15 protein-coding genes are annotated in these 19,624 nt (G+C 56.0%); 13 read left to right on the top strand and 2 right to left on the bottom strand.

The annotated features are described in order from the left end of the window. The 9 genes from ACYVC2_RS11815 to ACYVC2_RS11775 all read left to right on the top strand — a co-directional run. The coding region (locus ACYVC2_RS11815) for a T9SS type A sorting domain-containing protein (RefSeq protein ID WP_461102632.1) at positions 1–327 on the top strand (327 nt) is incomplete at its 5' end. A gap of 38 nt (positions 328–365) precedes the next feature. Beyond that, entirely contained in the window at positions 366–506 is a 141-nt protein-coding gene (locus ACYVC2_RS11810; RefSeq protein ID WP_461102631.1) for a lasso RiPP family leader peptide-containing protein, read from the top strand. Between the two features lie 94 nt (positions 507–600). Further along, a complete protein-coding gene (locus tag ACYVC2_RS11805) occupies positions 601–1,281 on the top strand; it encodes a TetR/AcrR family transcriptional regulator (RefSeq protein ID WP_461102630.1) in 681 nt (226 codons plus the stop codon). A gap of 34 nt (positions 1,282–1,315) precedes the next feature. Beyond that, positions 1,316–1,609, top strand: coding sequence for a hypothetical protein (locus tag ACYVC2_RS11800; RefSeq protein ID WP_461102629.1), 294 nt, complete (start codon positions 1,316–1,318; stop codon positions 1,607–1,609). Between the two features lie 121 nt (positions 1,610–1,730). Then, on the top strand, positions 1,731–1,892 hold the full coding sequence (locus tag ACYVC2_RS11795; protein ID WP_461102628.1) for a lmo0937 family membrane protein: 162 nt from the start codon (positions 1,731–1,733) through the stop codon (positions 1,890–1,892). A gap of 402 nt (positions 1,893–2,294) precedes the next feature. After that, a complete protein-coding gene (locus ACYVC2_RS11790; protein ID WP_461102627.1) occupies positions 2,295–3,953 on the top strand; it encodes a carboxylesterase/lipase family protein in 1,659 nt (552 codons plus the stop codon). Positions 3,954–4,299: 346 nt separating this feature from the next. Next, a complete protein-coding gene (locus ACYVC2_RS11785) occupies positions 4,300–5,871 on the top strand; it encodes an ankyrin repeat domain-containing protein (protein ID WP_461102626.1) in 1,572 nt (523 codons plus the stop codon). A 6-nt stretch (positions 5,872–5,877) separates the two neighbouring features. Further along, complete coding sequence (locus tag ACYVC2_RS11780) at positions 5,878–6,369, top strand: DUF2271 domain-containing protein (protein ID WP_461102625.1); 492 nt, start codon at positions 5,878–5,880, stop codon at positions 6,367–6,369. A gap of 18 nt (positions 6,370–6,387) precedes the next feature. Further along, positions 6,388–8,583 (top strand): PepSY domain-containing protein, encoded by a 2,196-nt coding sequence (locus tag ACYVC2_RS11775; protein ID WP_461102624.1) that lies wholly within the window; start codon positions 6,388–6,390, stop codon positions 8,581–8,583. A 32-nt stretch (positions 8,584–8,615) separates the two neighbouring features. On the opposite strand, the gene ACYVC2_RS11770 is transcribed toward ACYVC2_RS11775, so the two are convergent. After that, positions 8,616–9,599, bottom strand: coding sequence for an FAD:protein FMN transferase (locus ACYVC2_RS11770; RefSeq protein WP_461102623.1), 984 nt, complete (start codon positions 9,597–9,599; stop codon positions 8,616–8,618). 106 nt (positions 9,600–9,705) lie between these two features. Continuing rightward, positions 9,706–11,028 (bottom strand): HupE/UreJ family protein, encoded by a 1,323-nt coding sequence (locus ACYVC2_RS11765; protein ID WP_461102622.1) that lies wholly within the window; start codon positions 11,026–11,028, stop codon positions 9,706–9,708. A 415-nt stretch (positions 11,029–11,443) separates the two neighbouring features. Between ACYVC2_RS11765 and ACYVC2_RS11760 the strand changes: the two genes are divergently transcribed. The 4 genes from ACYVC2_RS11760 (at position 11,444) to ACYVC2_RS11745 (ending at position 19,544) form a co-directional block, all read left to right on the top strand. Beyond that, positions 11,444–12,223, top strand: a complete 780-nt coding sequence (locus ACYVC2_RS11760) for an FRG domain-containing protein (protein ID WP_461102621.1) — start codon at positions 11,444–11,446, stop codon at positions 12,221–12,223. Between the two features lie 206 nt (positions 12,224–12,429). Continuing rightward, positions 12,430–14,280 (top strand): malto-oligosyltrehalose trehalohydrolase, encoded by a 1,851-nt coding sequence (gene treZ / locus ACYVC2_RS11755; RefSeq protein ID WP_461102620.1) that lies wholly within the window; start codon positions 12,430–12,432, stop codon positions 14,278–14,280. After that, the gene (gene treY, locus ACYVC2_RS11750; RefSeq protein WP_461102619.1) at positions 14,273–18,550 is read left to right on the top strand and encodes a malto-oligosyltrehalose synthase; all 4,278 of its coding nucleotides are present in this window, start codon (positions 14,273–14,275) and stop codon (positions 18,548–18,550) included. The genes treZ and treY overlap by 8 nt, the downstream gene beginning before the upstream one ends. 34 nt (positions 18,551–18,584) lie before the next feature. Next, positions 18,585–19,544: a TIGR03885 family FMN-dependent LLM class oxidoreductase gene (locus ACYVC2_RS11745; RefSeq protein ID WP_461102618.1), complete on the top strand. Its 960-nt coding sequence runs from the start codon at positions 18,585–18,587 to the stop codon at positions 19,542–19,544. The last annotated feature ends 80 nt before the right edge of the window (positions 19,545–19,624 follow it).

The raw sequence follows: 19,624 nt of genomic DNA, 5'->3' as shown, positions 1-19,624 counted from the left end.
CGGGGGACGAGTTATTACCGGCTTCGTCAGGTAGACCAGGACGGACGGAGTGAGACCTTCCGGTCGGCCTCGGTGGTGATCGATGCTCGGTACGGGGTGTATCCTAACCCGGTGGTGGGCAGTCGTTTCAGTGTTGAGCTGGACGAGCCTTCGAGTGCGGTGTTGCACCTGTACACGGCGAGTGGTTCGGAGTTGAGTCTACAGCGCGAGAGCGTTGGAGAGCAGCGGGTGGAACTGAATGCGGGCGGCAAACTAACCGGGGGTGTTTATCTGCTAAGTGTAGAGGAACGGGGCACGGTTCGTAAGCATCGGATTGTCGTACAATAAAATTATCCTGCCAACTAACTATAAAACAAAAGAATCCCATGAATAACGACTCACCCAAAAAAGCACCTATGCCGGTTCGCAAAGCGTATCGTAGCCCAAAACTGGTCAGCCTGGGCAGTGTCCGGCAGCTGACGTTGAAAATCGGCTCGGTCAGCGACGGAATGGGCCTGCACGTATAGGCCTTAGCGTGACCCCTATTTTTTAGAACAGTACGCATCGATCAGGGCAGCATTCACGGCGGCCCTGATCGATACCTTCAACCCACCAAGTAACATGAACCGAAAAAAGAAACGCAACCGCATGGGTACCCAACAGCGCATTGTCGATGCGCTGCAATCCGTTATTGCCGACCAGGGTTTGGACGGGGTTAGTATCAGTGAAATAGCCACTCGGGCGCAGGTCAGTAAGGTGCTGATCTACCGGTATTTTGGTGGTTTGGAAGGGTTGCTGGATTATTACGTGCACCAGGGAGCTATTTATCCGCCCTTTGCGCCCAATTTTCCGGAGCCATTCAATACTGCCCAGGAGGGTGATCTGGCCAAGCTGTGGACAAGCCAGACACTACAGTTGTTCCGGCAACTGCGTTCGTCGAAGGCTGACCGGGAGTTGCTGAAAGTAGGACTGACGGGCGAAGATACGCTGTCTTCCCTGCTGAGTCAGGCGCAGGATGCCGAGCTGAGCCGGTTCGTCGAACAGCTTGCGGAGGGTGCCGAAGTTCCTGGCAATGATCCTCAGGTCATGCTGGCGATTGTGCTGGGTGGGTTATCGTACCTGACCATCCTGGCCCATACGGATCGGTCCATGCTGGGTATCGACCTGCGCAGCGAAGCGGGCTGGCAGCGGGTCGAAGCGGCTTTAAAAGCGCTCTATCAGTCTCTCGACAAATCTCGCCAGACTTCCCGGCTGGAGCGGAGCACCCAGAGACAGGCTGGTCTGGTAGTTCATGAGTGGTAATTTATCTCCCTTCAATCCCCTGCGTGAACACAATATGACAAATCCAACTAATCACCGAATCGCCCTGGTCCTGCATACGCTGGCCCATCCGATACGATTACGCATCATCATGGGGTTGACCAGACCCGCGTCGATCCGTATGTTGCAGCAACGCCTGCAGCTGGACGAACGCCCGCTGACGCAACATCTGGACTATCTTCAGGAAAACGGACTCATCAGAAGTGACCTTTTGGCGGGGGAACGACAGTATGCACTGGTGTATACTGGCCTCGACAAGGCGGTGACGCAATTGCTGATGGATGTAGCCCACCGAAACAGGCGGGCATGAATTGAGAATGCTGGTGTGACTAACCGTAAGGCGGGTAGAAACCTGCCATTTTGGTAAATAAGTATGGGCTTCCACCCGCCTTACGGCAGTCAAAATCTCGTTTGTTTATACACACAAAAACATGGAAAGGGTACTATTGCTGATATCAGTGGTTTTGGTACTCGTGTGGGCTCTGGGGCGCCTGGGTCTGCACAGCCTCAATCTGGGCGGGTGCATTGTCATCCTGCTGGCTATATTGCTTGTGCGGGCAATTGGCCGCTTGCTACAGGGACACGACCTGTAGCTGGCAAACGGATTTTTGAAGACGAATTCACGCATGTAGAGCCGCATCCTGGCGGCTCATGTCCGGATGGCAGCTAGCCGACGCACATGAGCCGCCAGGATGCGGCTTTTTCAAGGGCTGCCAGAATCGATCGTTCCGGCTACGTCGGGGAAGCGAGTGCCCGTCGATACTCAATTACCTGGTCGGTAACCGGCCGAATATGATCACCGCAGTAGGGAACGGTGAGGTATAGACACGATGCTGACAGTAAGATAATTACAGGTTGGCCCGTCTGTTTCGTTCGAGCCAGACTTTGTTGAGGAGCGAACTAGTAAAAATTCGTTCGCCATGCCTTTACTGGCTGAAACAGACCGTTCCCCGGAGTGCAGAGGGTACCGGTTTTCCCCTTACTAAACAGCCATCATGAAAGCGTCGAGACGTAATTTTTTGCAGTCATTAGGAGTCGGTGTGGCCAGTTTAGGCGTAGCACACCCAACTACCGCTTCCGCCGGGACGCGCCCCCCTAAAGTGGTCAGGCCAGCAGGTGACGATCAGGTTTTATTTGTGGGCGACAACGTAGCCATTGCCAGCACCGAATACGGCAAAGTCAGAGGGTTCATCCTGCGGGGTATTCATCAGTTTCTGGGCGTACCCTACGGGGCCGATACGTCGGGTAAGAACCGGTTTATGCCTCCGCAAAAGCCCACGCCCTGGACCGACATCCGGCCGGCGCTCTGGTGGGGAAACTCCGCTCCGCAGATCATGGAGAAACGGTACGCCAATCCATATGCGTCCTTCGTCGACCACTGGAACTACGACGATGTGTCGGAAGACTGCCTGAAACTGAACGTATGGACACCGGCTCTTGACGGCCAGAAACGACCCGTGGTCGTGTGGCTCCATGGCGGTGGTTTTGTCAATGGCAATGCCATCGAACAGGATGGCTACCATGGCGAAAACCTGGCTCGTCTGGGCAACCTTGTTTTCTGCTCGATCAATCACCGGCTCGGCTCCCTGGGCTATACCGACCTGAAAGCGGCCGGTGGGCCTGCCGAATCGGGTAACGTCGGGAATCTGGATATGGTGGCCGCCCTCGAATGGGTTAAAAAGAACATCGCCAATTTTGGCGGAGATCCCACCAACGTAACCATCATCGGGCAGTCGGGAGGGGGCGCCAAAGTGACGACCCTGATGAACATGCCTTCGGCCAAAGGCCTGTTTCATAAGGCGGTGGCGCTGAGTGGAAGCTCGCTGAACGGTGCCAATAAGGAATATGCCGAAAAGCTGGGACTGAAAGTAATGGAAGAAGCGGGTCTGAAGCCCGGCGAACTCAGTAAACTGCAGCAGATACCGTGGCGGGACTACATCGACATTGCCAACCGAGCCGTCGAGAAAATGGCCGACGAAGCCAAACGACTCAACATCCAGCGGAGTGGGTATGCGCCCGTGGCCGACGGTACCGTCCTGAACGATAAACCGTTTTTCAGCGATCCCGCTCATTTTTCGGCCACTATTCCGCTGATAATCTGCTCGACGTTTCACGAGCAGAACCCCGACCGGACCGATGCATCTCTGGAAACTATTTCTCTGGCCGAAGTAAAAGAAAAAATTAAGTCCCGCTTTGGCGATAAATCGGGTGATATCGTCGATGCTTACGCGAAGAATTTTCCGAAGGCCCGCCCCATCGAGATCTGGGCGCTGATCGTTTCGAACCGCAGGAATGTCGTGGCCACCGCCGATGCCAAGGTGCAGCAGAAAGCACCCGTCTACGTGGCCTGGTTTGGCTGGCAGCCTCCGCTGTTCGACGGACGGATGCGGGCTTTCCACTGCGACGATATTTGCTTCTGGTTCTATAACACCGACCTGATGCTGACGCATACGGGCGGAGGCAAGCGGCCCCGGGCGCTGTCGGAGAAGATGGCGGGCTCATTTATCAATTTCGTGAAAACCGGTAACCCAAACGGGGGTGGGTTGCCTGCCTGGAAGCCCTATACCAGTCAGCACGGGGAAACCATGATTCTGGATGATTCACCGGCATTGGTCAACGATCCCGACCGCGAAGCCCGGAAAACCCTGGCCTGACCGGTCAGATACGCATCGATTGACCGGCGTTGACAATTGTCGCCGTGCCCTACACAAAACGTCCCGAAAGCTGTGAGCTTTCGGGACGTTTTGTGTAGGGCATTTTTGTAAAAACTTGGCCAAATGGATTTGTACAGGTCATCTCTGGTGTGTTTTTATTCCTGATTCCAACGAATACTAGTCTTAGGATTACTATTTAGACTAATTCTTATTTACCTTTGCAGGCCCTTGTCATACGAGTGGCCACCCACGAGTGCAATTAAAAATCGCGGGGTGCCACCCGCATGACAACAGGTCTACTGTATACACCTAAAACACGCACAGGAATTTTTATAAGTATGTTCCGATGAAAAAACTAGTCATTGCCCTTTTTGCCTGTCTGTCGCTCTCCGCTCAGGCCCAGAAAAATGTCCTGCTGGAGCAATCCTTCTGGCAAAGCCAGCCCGGTGTGAACCAGGTCAAAGCGGAAGTCGAGAAAGGAAACAGTCCTTCGCAGTTCAATCCGATGAGTTTTGATCCCGTCGTGATGGCCATCAACGCCGGTGCCCCCACTGAGTCGATCAATTACCTGCTGGCGCAACCGGGTAACGATGTAAGCAAAATCACCCACGATAGCCGGACCTATCTGCACTGGGCGGCCAACCGGGGCAATGTCGAGATTATGGAAGCGCTGATCGCCAAAGGCGCAAAAGCGAATGCAGAAGACAGCCACGGCATGACGCCCCTGAATTTTGCCGCAGCCGGTGGCCAGGCCAATACGCAGGTGTATGACCTGTGCATTCGGGCAGGAGCCAACCTCAAAAAAGACCTCAACCACGACGGAGCCAATGCGCTGCTGCTGGCCGTTGCGAACGACAAAGACCTGAAACTGACGGACTACTTTTTGGCTAAAGGACTGGATCTGAAAAGTACGGATGCGGCTGGTAATAATGCGTTTAGTTATGCCGCCCGGGGTGGCAACATCGGCACGATGAAAGCGCTGCAAAGCCGTGGCGTGCCTGTCCATGAAAGTGCGATGCTTATGGCCAGCCAGGGAGGTCGTCGGGGAGGAAACAGCCTGGAGGTATTTCAGTACCTGGAAAGCCTCAACATCAAACCGACCGTAACCGGCAAGAACGGCGAAAACGTTCTGCACGCCATCGTTCGTCGGCCCCGGCAAAATGAAATCATTCAGTATTTTCTGGATAAGGGCGTCGATGTCAATCAGGCCGACGAAGAAGGGAACACCGTATTCATGAATGCGGCCGCTGCCAACCGGGATCTGGCCGTGCTGGAGATGCTGTTGCCAAAGGTAAAAAACATCAATCAGACCAACCAGAAAGGGGGTACAGCCCTGGCCCAGGCGGTAAAAGGCAACTCTGCCGAAGTAGTTGGCTACCTGTTGAGCAAAGGAGCCGACGTGCAGGTAATTGATAAGAATGGCGATAACCTGGCCGCTTACCTGATCCAGTCGAACATGAACGGACCGGGTGGCATGGCGGGCTTCAACCCAAACAACGGGCCTCGTCAGGAAGGAGCCGGCCGACCCGAGAGTGGCAATGCACCCCGGCCGGAAACCACTCCCAGAACGGCCGACTTCGATGCGAAGCTGAAACTGCTTCAGGAGAAAGGACTCGATCTCAGAGCGACCCAGAAAAACGGCAACACCCTCTATCATTTGGCCGTAGCCAAAAACGATCTGGCCCTGGTGAAACGGCTGGAGCCGCTGGGCATCGACGTGAACGCCAAAAACAAGGAAGGAATTACGGCTCTGCACAAAGCCGCCATGGTATCGAAAGACGACGCCATGCTGAAATACCTGCTCTCCATCGGTGCAAAAAAAGACATCTCCACCGAGTTTAAAGAAACCGCTTTCGACCTGGCCAGCGAAAATGAATCGCTGTCTAAAAACAATGTGTCTCTCTCTTTCCTGAAATAAGATTTTATGTCCTGTCTGTCTAAGATCGGCCTGCTGGCCCTGGTGCTGACTGTGGCCCGGCCAGTAGCTTCGTTGGCCCAAACGGGTACTGCCAAATACAAATGCATGATCCAGATGACCAATTACATGGGCGAAAAGGCGTATATCGCCGTGTCGCTGGTGAATGGAAAAGGAGCCTACGAAAAAACCCTGTATGTGCTGGGCTCCGACAAAAAATGGTACCCCGACGTCAAGGAGTGGTATAAGGCGCTGGGTAAAAAAACGCCCAATATCAGTGCCATCAGCGGGGCGTCGGTAGCGGGCGGAGATCGTAGCGTGATCGTGCTGGACATCGACAATACGAAGCTCAACAAAGATTACAAACTGCGCTTCGAAAGTGCCGTGGAGGATAAGGAGGATCACGCCAAAGACCTGGAGATTCCGCTCACCACCGAAGGCCTTTCCGCCAAGAGTGAAGGAACGGGCTACATCCGCTACGTTCGCTTCAGCCCCAATTAAGATCGGCCCGCATCGAGTATGACCATTTCTGTGTGGAGATACAGTCACTTAGCCCTGGCTGTATCTTCGTTTCTGTTGCTTGCCCTGGCGTCGGTAACGGGGATTATCCTGGCCTTCGAGCCCGTAGCCGGAAAAAGCCAGCCGTACCGGGTCGAGGCTATCGACCAGCTCACCCTGGCCCAGACGCTGCCGGTTCTGAAAAAAACGTACGCGGAAATCAGCGAGCTGACCGTCGATGCGAACCAGTTTGTGCAGCTCAGCGGGAGCGATGCCGCCGGGAATACCCTGACGGTTTACGTCGATCCGCAGACGGGGAAGCCACTGGGTGTTCCCGGGAAAAAAAGTGAGTTTTTTCAATGGGTAACCGATCTGCACCGTTCGCTGTTTCTGCACGAAATGGGCCGGTTTTTCATGGGGCTGACCGCTTTTCTGCTGCTGCTGATTACCCTGTCGGGCACCATGCTGTTGATCCAGCGCCAACGGGGTCTGAAACGGTTTTTTACCCGAATCGTCCGCGATAATTTTGCCCAGTATTATCATGTCGTGCTGGGCCGGTTGTCGCTGATTCCGATCGTCATCCTCGCCCTCTCAGGAACGTATCTGTCGCTGGCCCGCTTCGGGCTGATCAAAACCGAAAAAGTATCCGCCAAAATCGACCTGGACGCGATTCGGTCGAAACCCCGGCGGAATCTGGCCGACTTTACTGTATTCAGCCAAACGCGGCTGTCGGACGTGGAAAGCATCGAGTTTCCATTTTCGGAAGACCCTGAGGATTATTACACCCTGAAGCTTACCGACCGGGAGATCGCGGTGAATCAGATTACCGGCGATATTCTCAGCGAAGTTCGCTACCCCACGGCGGTATTACTCACCAACCTGAGTCTCGATCTGCACACCGGCCGAACCAGCAGCGTCTGGGCCATTATCCTGGCCGTGGCAGCCGGCAATATTCTCTTTTTCATTTACTCCGGTTTTGCCATCACCTGGAAACGGCGGGCCAACCGCGTAACCAATACGTTCCGGGCCGACGAGAGCCGGTTTGTGATTCTGGTCGGGTCGGAGAACGGTAGCACCTTCCGCTTTGCCCGGATGATTCACCAGCAACTGCTCGGCCAGGGCCAAAAAGCATTTCTGGCCGAGTTCAATAGCTACACCGTTTTTCCGCAAGCCGAACACCTGATTGCCCTGACGGCTACCTACGGGCTTGGCGATGCACCGACCAACGCCCGCCGGTTTGAATCGCTGATCGAAAAATATCCACAGCCGCAGTCGGTGCGCTATTCCGTGCTTGGCTTTGGCTCGCACGCGTATCCCGATTTCTGTAAGTTTGCCTTCGAGGTGAATCAGTTGCTGGCCCGCCAGTCCTGGGCGGTGCCCCTGGTCGATGTCCATACGGTCAATGACAAATCGCCGGAGGAGTTTGGCTTATGGGCCGAAGCCTGGTCACAGCAGGCCAATATACCCCTTACCATCTCGTCGGAATTGCTGACGGCCAACGAAATTCCGCTTGAAACCCTGACCGTGGCCAGCAACACTGGAACGGCTCAGCCAGACGGTACTTTTTTACTGCGGTTGCGGCCGCGTCGTCGACTGAGCGTTACGTCCGGTGATTTGCTGGCCATTTATCCCGCCAACGACCATCGGGAACGATTGTATTCGATTGGGATGCTCGACAAAGAGATGCAGTTGAGTGTCAGGTTACACCCCAATGGGCTGGGATCCAGTTTTTTACACGGCCTGACAACCGGTGAAACGATCCAGGCCCGGATTGTCCGGAACGGGCACTTTCATTTCCCCCAAGAAGCTCCGGCTGTGGTCATGATTGCCAACGGCACCGGTGTTGCTCCGTTTCTGGGTATGATCAGCCAGAACAAATCCAAAACTCCCTGCCACCTGTACAGCGGGTTTCGTCATACGACGTCGGCTGCCAGCTATCGGGCGTTCCTGGACGAAGCACTGTCGATGCAGCAACTGACCCAATGGCACCTGGCTTTGTCGCGCGAGGGCAATAAACAGTACGTCAGCGACCTGATCGCCCGGGATGCCGATTTTGTAGCCAACACGCTGATGATGAAAGGAGTGGTGATGATCTGCGGCTCACTGGCTATGCAAAAAGATGTTCTCGCGCTGCTCGAAACCATCTGCCAGACCAAACTGGGCCAAAGCGTTAGTGTCTATCAGTCGCACAGCCAGATTCTAATGGACTGTTACTGAGTCATCTGCAGCGCCGATTGCGCCGGTTGGCACTACAGATGACTCTTTTGAATACCCAGTTGTTGAGACGCGAGAATCTGACCATCATCGGTGATCAGGATGTAGCGGTAGGCCGGGTATTTGCTGATCAGTCGTAAACCTGCTTCTTTGCCCAGTACCATGAGCGAGGTGCTGAACCCATTGGCCGTTTCGGCACTTGGGCCAAAGACCGTCACGCTGCTCAGGCCCGTTGCCGGATAGCCAGTTTTGGGGTTGATGATGTGAGCATACCGCCTTCCATTGAACTCGACGAATTTTTCGTAACTCCCGGACGTCACAACGGCGCCCTGCCGCAACGGTACGACCGCGAAGATCGTGTCTCGCCGGAGCGGGTTCGTCAGGCCGATCGTCCAGTCGCTGCCATCGGGTTGTTTGCCCCAGGTACGCATATCCCCCGATCCGTTGACAATTCCCGCTTCGATTCCTTTCGATCCCATCAGCTCACGGCAGCGGTCGGCCGCGTAACCTTCCCCCAGCGCACCAAAGCCGATCTTCATGCCTTTCCGTTTCAGGAAAATGGTCGAGTGCGTCCGGTCTAGTACGATGTATTGATACCCAACTTTCTCCACCGATTTCTTAATGGCCTCCGGACTGGGCATTTCCGTCATGGAGCCGTCGAATTTCCAGATCCGGTCCATAGCGGCAAAACTGATGTCGAACGCGCCGTTGGTGATCCGGGAGAAATGGAGAGCCCGCTCCGTGAGGGCAAATACCTCCGGGTCGACGCGAACCGGATGGATACCGGCGTTCTGATTGACCCGCGAAATTTGGGAATCCGGTTTCCAGTCCGAGATCAGGTTTTCGATCCGCGTCACTTCGGCAATGACCGTGTCGATATTATGCTCGGCGGAAAGCGAGTCGCGGGCAACGATCGTGATATCGAACCGGCTCCCCATCAGTTTGACGGTACGTTTTCGAAGCACCTGTGCGTGGAGGCTACTGGATATAAAAAGGAGGAGCACGAGGACCTGTTTCATCCCACAAAAATCGGAAACCCTGGCCGCATAACGCACGTCCAGGCCAAAAAGAACGCCAGGATGTGGGTTCCGTACCGAAGGAAGCGTCGGATCCGTCGGGCGCTCCTCAGCCATTGACCCGTTTCCATTGGCGCGAGAAGAACAGCGCCAACAAGGCCAGTAGCACCAGGGCGTAGGGGGCATAACCGGCTATCTGCTCCACACTTGTCGACAGGATATTGCTTTGTCCGGTGATGCGTTCGACGACCCAGCCGATGGCGGCAATGGCGGCAAGACCAGCCCCGATCGACCGGACCATCCGGTAGGCAGAAGTGCGGCTCAGCAGCATCAGCCACGGAATCGTCAGGATAATGACAAACAACTGCATGAGTTCGATGCCGAGGTTAAAGCCCAGAATACTCAGCGCCATCGGACCGGCGTCCAACCGCAGGTTCGCCAGCGTACTGGCAAACGCCAGCCCATGTACCAGGCCGAAGCCCGCAGCCACCCAGGTTTCCCGACCCGGAAATAGCGGTCGCACCGCGTGAATAGCGGAAACCAGAATCGAAACCGCAATCAGGATTTCGACGGGCTGGCCCGGAAGTCGTACCCAGCCCAGCGCTCCCAGCAGTAGAGTCAGTGAGTGACCGACCGTAAACGCTGTGACGATCAGCAACAGCCGCCGGAGGCTATAGCGAACCCCACCAAACCGGCCCCACCGGCCCTGGATGGCTAGCAAAGGCGCGGGCAACAACAGCACCAGCAGAAACAGCAGGTGGTCGGTGCCGTCGGCGATGTGTCGCATACCCAGGCTAACCATGGCCCGAAAGCCCGTCCAGACGCTGCCGCCTTCCAGATTGACCACCAGCGGCAGAATGCGGTTGTTGACAATATCCAGTTCGATGATCCCTACCTGCACCGGCGACTCGTCGGCAACCAGCCCCCGCGCCCAGTCCTGCCGAACCGATACCAGAATCTTGTGGGTCACGACCTGGTGCAGCACCACATCGTAGTAGAACACAAACCGCCGGACATCGGCGCCGGGCGGAGGAAACAGCTGAATCTGAGCCGTCAGCTCGCGGTATATGCCGTTGATTGGGTTCTGGGTTTCCTGCACCGTGAGCGGCCCGATGGTTACTGCCCAGGCTTTTCCGTCGAGACTCTGCGGGCGAATGTGCCGGATCAAATATGCCCGTAACTGCGGGCCCAGCCGGGCAATCAGGCCGCTGGATGAATCGTTGACTGCGTGCCCAAACGCGGATTGCAACTCAACCAGTGGAATCTGCACCTCCGCATCGATCCGGTCGGCATGCACGTTCAGCAGTACAGCCGAATTGGGCATGGGATGAGCCAGGGTAGGGGGAATGAATAAGGTAAAATGAATAATGGATAAGGCAAGTACAAAAACCCGATGGCGCTGGAGCCGAAGCCTGCGACTCCTCCTGTTCATGATCCACGGTCTGTTGTTCATTAGCCTTTATCCCTTATATATTCCAAAACTACGTATTCATACGCAGGAGCAGGATGAAATGTTGCTGCTGATCTGGAAACATACCCTACCGAAACGGATAGGTTTAGAACCTTGTCCGGGTAAGTCGGCCACGGAAAGGTCAGGCCAGGCGCATGCCGAAAAGCCGGGGTGGCCTCGGGTAACCTGGGTAGTAGCGGTCGCCGGCGTTCAGGAACAGAGCCGAAAGAACGCGGGGACCGTTGCCTTATTGAGCCCCGGTTTCGGATAAGCAAAGCGGGCAAAAACGGTTTGACTAGCTAAATCGACTACGCTGCTGTACGGGATCGGTGCAGGAGCTCGGTTCATCGAAAAAGAAGATCCGTTGGAGTTGACTGGAAAGAGGTATATGAATGAGATGCGTGCTACAACCTGGAATCAGTTGATGGATTGTTTATACGAACATGCCTGGATGGCCACCCTGCAACGCTTTCGGCCTTCCCTGGCGTTTCGGGGGCTGCCCGACAGCTCGTTTTCGCTGGATACGTCTCTGATGCGTATGGGTAAAGACTGCGCCCAGATTGAAGGCCATTTACTGCGGAATTTTAAAAAATACGCGCTCCGGAATGTTGTCGAGCGGGATTCGTTCTGGTACTGGCTTTCACTGGCGCAACACCACGGCTTACCGACGCGGCTGATGGACTGGACCTTTTCGCCTTATGTTGCCCTCCATTTTGTAACCGCTCATGCGCACTATTACAACCGCGATGGCATCATCTGGTGTCTGGACTACAAAAAAGTACACCAGCAACTACCCGATAGTCTGGGCAACACGCTGAAGGCAGAAGGGGCCGATGTGTTCACCGTCGAGATGCTGAGCAGCATTGCGTCGCTGCGCGAGTTCGATGCGTTGACGGCTGATCCGTTTGCGTTATTTTTCGAACCTCCCTCGATCGACGACCGGATCGTCAACCAGTATGCTTTATTTTCGGTCATCTCCAACCCAACCGTCAGCCTGAAAGACTGGCTGGCACATCACCCCGACGTATATCGGAAAATTCACGTAGCTAAAGAGCTGAAGTGGGAAATTCGGGATAAACTCGATCAGGCCAATATCAACGAACGGGTCCTGTTTCCGGGCCTGGACGGGCTTAGTCATTGGTTACGACGGCAGTATATGTCGCCGATAACCGAGTAGCTGGGGGAGGGGCGCTACGGTAGGGAAACGGCCCCCTGTCCAGGAAGCGCCGTTTGCTCACTTCCGATTTCATATGACAGACTCCTGGTTTCTGTAAACAGTTAGAAAAGTAACCGCGTTTACAAGTTCATGAGCGATGGGCCGGTTGGTCGGTCGTGTCTGCGGTGTTTCGCTGTAGGGGATCGCCCTGCTTAATAGTTTATCGTATGAACGACCTCTTTTCTTATAAACGACGCACGCTTGGCGTCACATTTTCGAAAGCTGGCGAAGCCAGTGTGGTATTGTGGGGGCCCTTGCTCGAACACGTAGCCATTAAGATCGATGGGCAGGCCAAAGCGCTTCCGCTGAAACCGGAAGACCTGGGATACTGGCGACTGACAACGGATCGGATCCGGCCGGGCGACCTGTACACCTTTCTGATCGACGATGAGCATGAGCGACCTGACCCCGCTTCGCTGTTTCAACCTCAGGGCATCGATGGTCCGTCGCAGGCCATAGACACCGCCCGCTTCCGCTGGCATGATCAGTCCTGGCGTAACCCCGACCTGGAAGCGTATCTGATTTATGAGCTGCATACCGGCACGTTTACGACCGAAGGTACATTCGTAGCCATCGAAGAAAAGCTGGAGCACCTGAAAGCCCTGGGCGTTAATGCCATCGAAATTATGCCCATCAGCCAGTTCCCGGACGGCCGCAACTGGGGCTATGATGGCGTGTTTCCCTATGCCGCCGAAAACGCCTACGGAGGTCCCGACGGCCTGCAACACCTGGTCGACGCCTGTCATCAGAAAGGCATAGCCGTCGTGCTCGATGTGGTGTACAACCACCTGGGCCCCGAAGGAAACTACCTGAAAGAATTTGGTCCTTACCTGACCAGCAAATACTGTACGCCCTGGGGCGACGCCATCAATGTCGACGATGCCTGGTGCGACGGCGTCCGGCAGTTTATCCTGCAAAATGCGCTGATGTGGTTACGGGATTATCACATCGATGCCCTGCGGCTCGATGCCGTCCACGCCATCAAGGACTTGAGCCCCGTGCATATCCTGGCCGAACTGCGCGAGCAGGTCGATCAATTGATGGAAATGACCGGCCGACGGCATTACCTGCTGGTGGAATGCGACTTGAACGATCCCCGCTACATCAATCCCCTGTCTGAACATGGCTATGGGATGGATGCCCAGTGGATGGATGAGTTTCACCATTCGCTGCGGGTAGCCGTGGGCGAAAAGCCGGTTGGATACTATGCCGATTTCGACGGCATCGGGCACCTGGCCAAAGCCTACCAGGATGCTTATGTCTACGACGGTCAGTTCTCGACGGTCCGTCATAAACTCTTTGGCCGGAAGGCCGAGCGCAATCCGGGGCATCAGTTCATTGTTTTCTCGCAAAACCACGACCAGGTCGGCAACCGCAAACTGGGTGAGCGGTCCAGCCAGCTTTACAGTTTCGAGCACCAGAAACTGATGGCGGGCGCGGTGCTGATCAGTCCGTATATTCCCCTGCTGTTTATGGGCGAAGAATGGGGGGAAACAGCGCCCTTCCTGTATTTTGTGAGCCATACCGAACCCGAGCTGGTGGAGGCTGTGCGCGAAGGCCGGCAGGAGGAATTTTCCCACGGCTCCGACGGTGCCGACGTTCCGGATCCGGTCTCTGAAGATACTTTTGCGCGTTCGATGCTTCAGTGGGAATTGCTGGAGCAGGAACCCCATCAAACGCTGCTTCGCTATTACCAGACGCTGATAGCCCTGCGCCGACAGCATCCGGCCCTGTGTCATCTCAACCGCCAGAACCTGAAAGTGCAGACCCACGAAGAGCAGCAGACGTTGGTCGTTCAGCGCTGGCACGAGGAGCAACCCGTCGTCTGCCTGCTGAACTTTGCCAGCCAGGCCCAGACCATTGCCTTACCCGGCGGGGGTGGGCGCTGGCAGAAACTGTTCGACTCGGCCGACACCCAGTGGCTGGGGCCGGGAGCCTCGGCCGACGTCATATCCGCTGTCCATTCACTGGTTTTACCCCCAGAATCGCTGCTTATTTACTCCGTTTATCATGACTAACCCGATTGCTACGTACCGCATTCAATTTCATAAAGACTTCACGTTCAGTCACTTCGAGCGTATCATTCCGTATCTCGATCAGCTCGGTATCAAAACGGTTTATGCTTCCCCTATTTTCGAGGCTGTTGCCGGCAGCCAGCACGGCTACGACGTAGTCAATCCGCAACGGATCAACCCCGAAATCGGCACCCAGGCTCAACTGACCCAGATTCATCGGCAACTGGCTGAGCGGGGAATTGGGTGGATACAGGACATCGTGCCCAACCATATGGCATTCGATCCGGCCAACAGCTGGCTGATGGACGTGCTCGAAAAAGGGCAGCGATCGATCTACAACGACTTTTTTGACATCGACTGGAGCAACCCGGTCCATAGTGGCCGGCTGATGGTGCCGTTTCTGGGCGACCCGCTGGAGGACGTGTTTCGGAAAGGCGAACTGGCAGTTGCCTGGCAGGATAAGCGGCTGGTACTGCGCTATTTCGATACGGCCTATCCGATTCAGATGGGCTCGTATGCCAGGGTGCTGCAGGCTACGAAAGGCAAACCCGACGAGGCCATTCAGCACCTGCTGGACCAGTTGCCCGACCTGGAGCAACTAACCGATGCGGGCGTGTATAGCCTGCGTAGCCGGGAATGGCAGCTCAGGCTGGCGGAGTTGTTCGACAACAGCGGGCACAAAGCGTATGTTCAGGCTTGCCTGAAAGCCGTAAATGCCAACGCGGAGCTGCTTCGGCAAGTAGTCGATGAGCAGGTGTACGACTTGTGCTTTTACGGCGAAACCGATTACCGGATCAACTACCGCCGGTTCTTTACCGTCAACGGGCTGATTTGCCTGAACATCCAGCACCCGGTTGTCTTCGATCACGTACACGAGCATACGAAGAATCTGCTGAAAGCGGGGGTATTTCAGGGCCTGCGCGTCGATCATATCGATGGCCTGCACGATCCGAGCCGTTACCTCGAACAGCTCCGGGAACTGGCGGGCGACGATGCCTACATCGTGGTCGAAAAAATCCTGGAAGCAGGCGAGCGCCTGCCCACTGACTGGCCTATCCAGGGCGAAACCGGCTACCAGTTTCTGGCGCTGGTCAACAACCTGTTTACCCGAACGGGCAGCAAGCAGAAATTTACCCAGTTCTACACCAAACTGCTGGGCGAACGGCAGGTGGTGCTGCGGGAATTGCTCGACAAAAAAGCGTATATCCTCGACGAACACATGCGGGGTGAGCTGGATAACCTGTGCCGGTTGTTTCAGGACCTGAACCTGGCTCAGGAAGACCAACTGGCGGCTTTGCCCGATGAGGCCCTGAAAAGCGCTATCCATGCGTTTCTGGTGCTGTGCCCGGTCTACCGCTATTATGGCAATTGTATGCCCTTGCAGGAAGCCGAAGCAACCGCTGTGCAGGCCATTCTGGAGCGGGTGCGTGCCCGTAAAGCAAGCCTGAAGCCCGGCGCCGACCTGCTGGAAGACGTACTACTGACCCGACCACAGGCTGGCGATGACGACTATAATAACCGGGCGCTACGTTTCTACCAGCGCTGTATGCAGTTTACCGGACCGTTGATGGCCAAAGGCGTCGAAGATACGCTTATGTATACCTATACCCGCTTCATCGGGCACGACGAAGTAGGTGACTCTCCGGAATTTTTCGGCCTGAAGACCGACGACTTTCACCAGCAGATGATCGAGCGGCAGGAGCACTGGCCGCTGGCTTTGAACGCTACCTCGACCCACGACACCAAGCGGGGGGAAGATGTCCGTAGCCGACTCAATGTACTGACGGACCTGGCCGATGAGTGGTTTGCCGAAGTCGAAGTCTGGCAGGAACTTGCCCGCGATCTGAAAGAACAGGACCCGTCGGGCGTGGACACGCCCGATGCCAACGACGAATATTTCATCTACCAGACTTTGGTAGGCGCTTATCCCATGCCTACGGTCGAGTCGGCCGAAGACGCGAAGCGGAGTGCCTCGTCACCCGGTCAGGATGAGAAAAGCTTCGCTGAGCGGGTAGACGAGTATTTACAGAAAGCGCTGCGCGAAGCCAAGCGCAACTCGACCTACACCGAGCCGAACGAAGCCTATGAGGAAGCCACCAAAGCGTTTGCCCGACAGCTGCTGGATCAGAAAAAACCGTTCTGGAAACGATTCGAGCCCTTCTGTCGTCAGGTAACCGACCTCGGTATCATCAATTCGCTGGCGCAGGTGGTGCTGAAGTTTACCTGCCCCGGTCTGCCCGACGTGTACCAGGGTTGTGAAGGGTGGGATTTGAGCCTGGTCGATCCCGACAACCGCCGACCCGTCGATTTTGAGCAGCGGCAGCAATGGCTGGATGAACTGACCAGCCGGGAGACCATCGATCAATGGGCCGAGTTATGGGAAAGCCGCTACGACGCCCGCATTAAACTGTGGCTGGTGCATACGCTCCTCAACGAACGAAAACAGCAGGCCGACCTTTTTGCCAACGGGCATTACGTACCCATCCAGGTTGAGGGGCGCTACAAACAGCACGTGCTGGCGTTTGCCCGACGCTACGAGCGGGACTGGTACGTCGTGGCGGTTCCGCTGGGCATTGCGCAGTTGTGCCGCGACCAACAGACCGATCCGGTATCGCTCGATTGGGGAAATACCCGGCTGGTCTTGCCCGACGGCGCTCCCACGCAGTGGCAGCACCGGTTCATCGACGTCGTTGGCAGGGCAGAGGACGGGCTTTTCGTATCCGATCTGTTCACCTTTCTGCCCCTGGCGGTTGTCCGGCTGGAGCAGAAACCCAACGAGCGGAGCGCCGGGATTCTACTGTCCATCACTTCGCTGCCGTCTCCGTTCGGCGTCGGCGATTTCGGCCCCGAAGCCCGGACTTTTGCCGATTTCCTGAGTCGTAGCCGGCAAACCTACTGGCAGGTGTTGCCACTCAATCCGGTCGACTCGTTGGCGGGGTATTCACCCTATAGCACCTCGGCCAGCATGGCCGGTAGTCCGCTGCTGCTGAGCCCGGAACTGCTGGCTCAGGAAGGCCTGCTGACCGAAGCCGACCTGGAGGCAGCCCGCATGCCTTCGGCGAGCCATGTCGATTATCAGAAGGTCAGCCAGGCTAAAGAAGCGCTGTTCGAGAAGGCGTATCAGCACTTTCGGCTGACCTGTCCGACGGCATTACGACAGGAATTCGAGCATTTTTGTGAACGTGAAGCCAACTGGCTGGATGACTTCGCTCTGTATACGGCTCTGAAGCAGGCGCATGAAAACAAGCCCTGGCATAGCTGGCCAAAGAAATACCGGCTTCGTGAGGCCGAAGCCCTGCGCGTGTTCAGGGAAAAACAGGCTGAGGCCCTGTCGAAGATCCAATGGCTTCAGTTTGTTTTCGCCCGGCAGTGGGATGGGCTGAAAACCTATTGCAATAGCCTCGGAATCCGGCTGTTTGGCGACCTGCCGTTTTATGTCAGTTACGATTCGGTGGATGTATGGGCACACCCTGATCTGTTCAGTGTTGAAGGGGGCAAGATGACCAGCATAGCCGGTGTGCCCCCCGATGCGTTCAGTGCCGATGGACAACTGTGGGGCATGCCCGTTTACCGCTGGGAGGTTCATAAAAACGAAGGCTATGCCTGGTGGATCGAACGGTTGCGTAAGAATATGGAGCGCTACGACCTGCTTCGGCTGGATCATTTTCGGGCGTTTGCCGATTTTTGGGAAGTACCCGCCGACGAACCGACGGCCGTGTACGGCAGCTGGCAACCCGGCCCCGGCGCCGACCTGTTCAGAGTGGTGCAAAACGAGCTGGGCGATCTGCCATTCGTTGCCGAAGACCTGGGTAAGATCGATCAGCCGGTCTACGATCTGCGGGATGCGTTTAACCTGCCGGGTATGGCGGTGCTGCAGTTTGCCTTTGGCGACGACATGCCCACATCGGTCAATAATATACACAACCACAAGCCGAACGTCATTGCCTATACCGGTACGCACGACAATAACACCACGCGGGGCTGGTTCCGGCAAAGTAACGACAAGAAGCAAATTCATCATCTGGAACGGTACCTGGGTCTGACAGTGACGGAAGAGAACATCCACCTGATCCTGATTCGGATGGCCTACGCATCAGTCGCGCGCGTGGCCATTCTACCCATTCAGGACGTGTTGGGTTTAGACGAAACGGCCCGCCTGAACAACCCCGCTTCAGCGGCCAGTAACTGGACCTGGCGGCTACTGCCCGACCAGCTTACACCAGCCACGGAAGAGCAGCTTCGGGAGTGGACAGAGATCTATAACCGATACTGATCCACACATCAACTCATTCTCAACGAACGGCATTATGCTAAAAATAGGTTATCACGCGTCTCACGAGCAATTTAAACCGAGTACCTTACTGACCTACGTCCAGCGGGCTCAGCAGGCGGGGTTTACGGCGGCATCATCCTCCGATCATTTTCATCCCTGGAGCAACCGCCAGGGCGAGAGCGGCTTTGCATGGTCTTGGCTGGGGGCCGCCCTTCAGGCGACTTCCCTTAGCTACGGCGTAGTGAATGCGCCCGGCCAGCGCTATCACCCGGCCATCATTGCTCAGGCGGCTGCTACTCTGGCGGAGATGTTTCCGGAGCGGTTCTGGATGGCCGTCGGAACGGGGCAGTTTCTCAATGAACACATTACGGGCGGAAAGTGGCCCGCCAAAGCCGATCGTAACGCCCGCCTGGCCGAATGCGTCGAGATTATCCGGGCGCTCTGGAAAGGTGAAACGGTGACGCACCAGGGGCTGGTGACGGTCGAAGAAGCCAGGCTCTACAGTCGGCCGGCCATACCGCCCCTGCTGTTCGGCGCGGCCGTGACGAGTAAGACCGCCGAATGGGTCGGAAGCTGGGCGGATGGCCTGCTGACCATTTCACAGCCAAAAGCGCAGTTGCAGGAAGTGGTCGATGCATTTCGGCGCGGGGGCGGGGCGGGTAAGCCGATGTACCTGAAAGTGCAGTTGTCTTATGCGGCAACGGATGAAGCGGCCCATCAAGGTGCTTACGATCAGTGGCGTTCGAATATTTTTCCGAATGCCATGCTTACCGAGCTTCGAATGCCCGAGCAGTTCGACATGGCTGGCGACCTGGTCGACGTGCAGGAAGTAGACAAAATGGTGCATATCTCGTCCGATCCGGCCCGGCACGCGGCCTGGTTGCAGCAGTACATCGACATGGGCTTCAGCCAACTGGCGCTGCATAATGTCAACCTCGAACAGGAACGATTTATCGACGACTTCGGTCAGCACGTACTGCCCGCCATCCAGTAGCCGGTTCAGGCAGAATCAGGCCGTAGTCTGGAGGTCCGAACAGGTAAAAACCGCAGGGGGCAACGTATCACACGTTGCCC

This window comes from Spirosoma koreense, assembly GCF_054777875.1.
Note: the sequence above shows the minus strand (reverse complement) of the source record. Positions and strands in the feature narration are given on the sequence as shown.

Coding starts and splice junctions, on each gene's coding strand:
- ACYVC2_RS11810 (WP_461102631.1), top strand. CDS start 366: ATGAATAACGACTCACCCAAAAAAGCACCTATGCCGGTTCGCAAAGCG.
- ACYVC2_RS11805 (WP_461102630.1), top strand. CDS start 601: ATGAACCGAAAAAAGAAACGCAACCGCATGGGTACCCAACAGCGCATT.
- ACYVC2_RS11800 (WP_461102629.1), top strand. CDS start 1,316: ATGACAAATCCAACTAATCACCGAATCGCCCTGGTCCTGCATACGCTG.
- ACYVC2_RS11795 (WP_461102628.1), top strand. CDS start 1,731: ATGGAAAGGGTACTATTGCTGATATCAGTGGTTTTGGTACTCGTGTGG.
- ACYVC2_RS11790 (WP_461102627.1), top strand. CDS start 2,295: ATGAAAGCGTCGAGACGTAATTTTTTGCAGTCATTAGGAGTCGGTGTG.
- ACYVC2_RS11785 (WP_461102626.1), top strand. CDS start 4,300: ATGAAAAAACTAGTCATTGCCCTTTTTGCCTGTCTGTCGCTCTCCGCT.
- ACYVC2_RS11780 (WP_461102625.1), top strand. CDS start 5,878: ATGTCCTGTCTGTCTAAGATCGGCCTGCTGGCCCTGGTGCTGACTGTG.
- ACYVC2_RS11775 (WP_461102624.1), top strand. CDS start 6,388: ATGACCATTTCTGTGTGGAGATACAGTCACTTAGCCCTGGCTGTATCT.
- ACYVC2_RS11770 (WP_461102623.1), bottom strand. CDS start 9,599: ATGAAACAGGTCCTCGTGCTCCTCCTTTTTATATCCAGTAGCCTCCAC.
- ACYVC2_RS11765 (WP_461102622.1), bottom strand. CDS start 11,028: ATGAACAGGAGGAGTCGCAGGCTTCGGCTCCAGCGCCATCGGGTTTTT.
- ACYVC2_RS11760 (WP_461102621.1), top strand. CDS start 11,444: ATGCGTGCTACAACCTGGAATCAGTTGATGGATTGTTTATACGAACAT.
- treZ (WP_461102620.1), top strand. CDS start 12,430: ATGAACGACCTCTTTTCTTATAAACGACGCACGCTTGGCGTCACATTT.
- treY (WP_461102619.1), top strand. CDS start 14,273: ATGACTAACCCGATTGCTACGTACCGCATTCAATTTCATAAAGACTTC.
- ACYVC2_RS11745 (WP_461102618.1), top strand. CDS start 18,585: ATGCTAAAAATAGGTTATCACGCGTCTCACGAGCAATTTAAACCGAGT.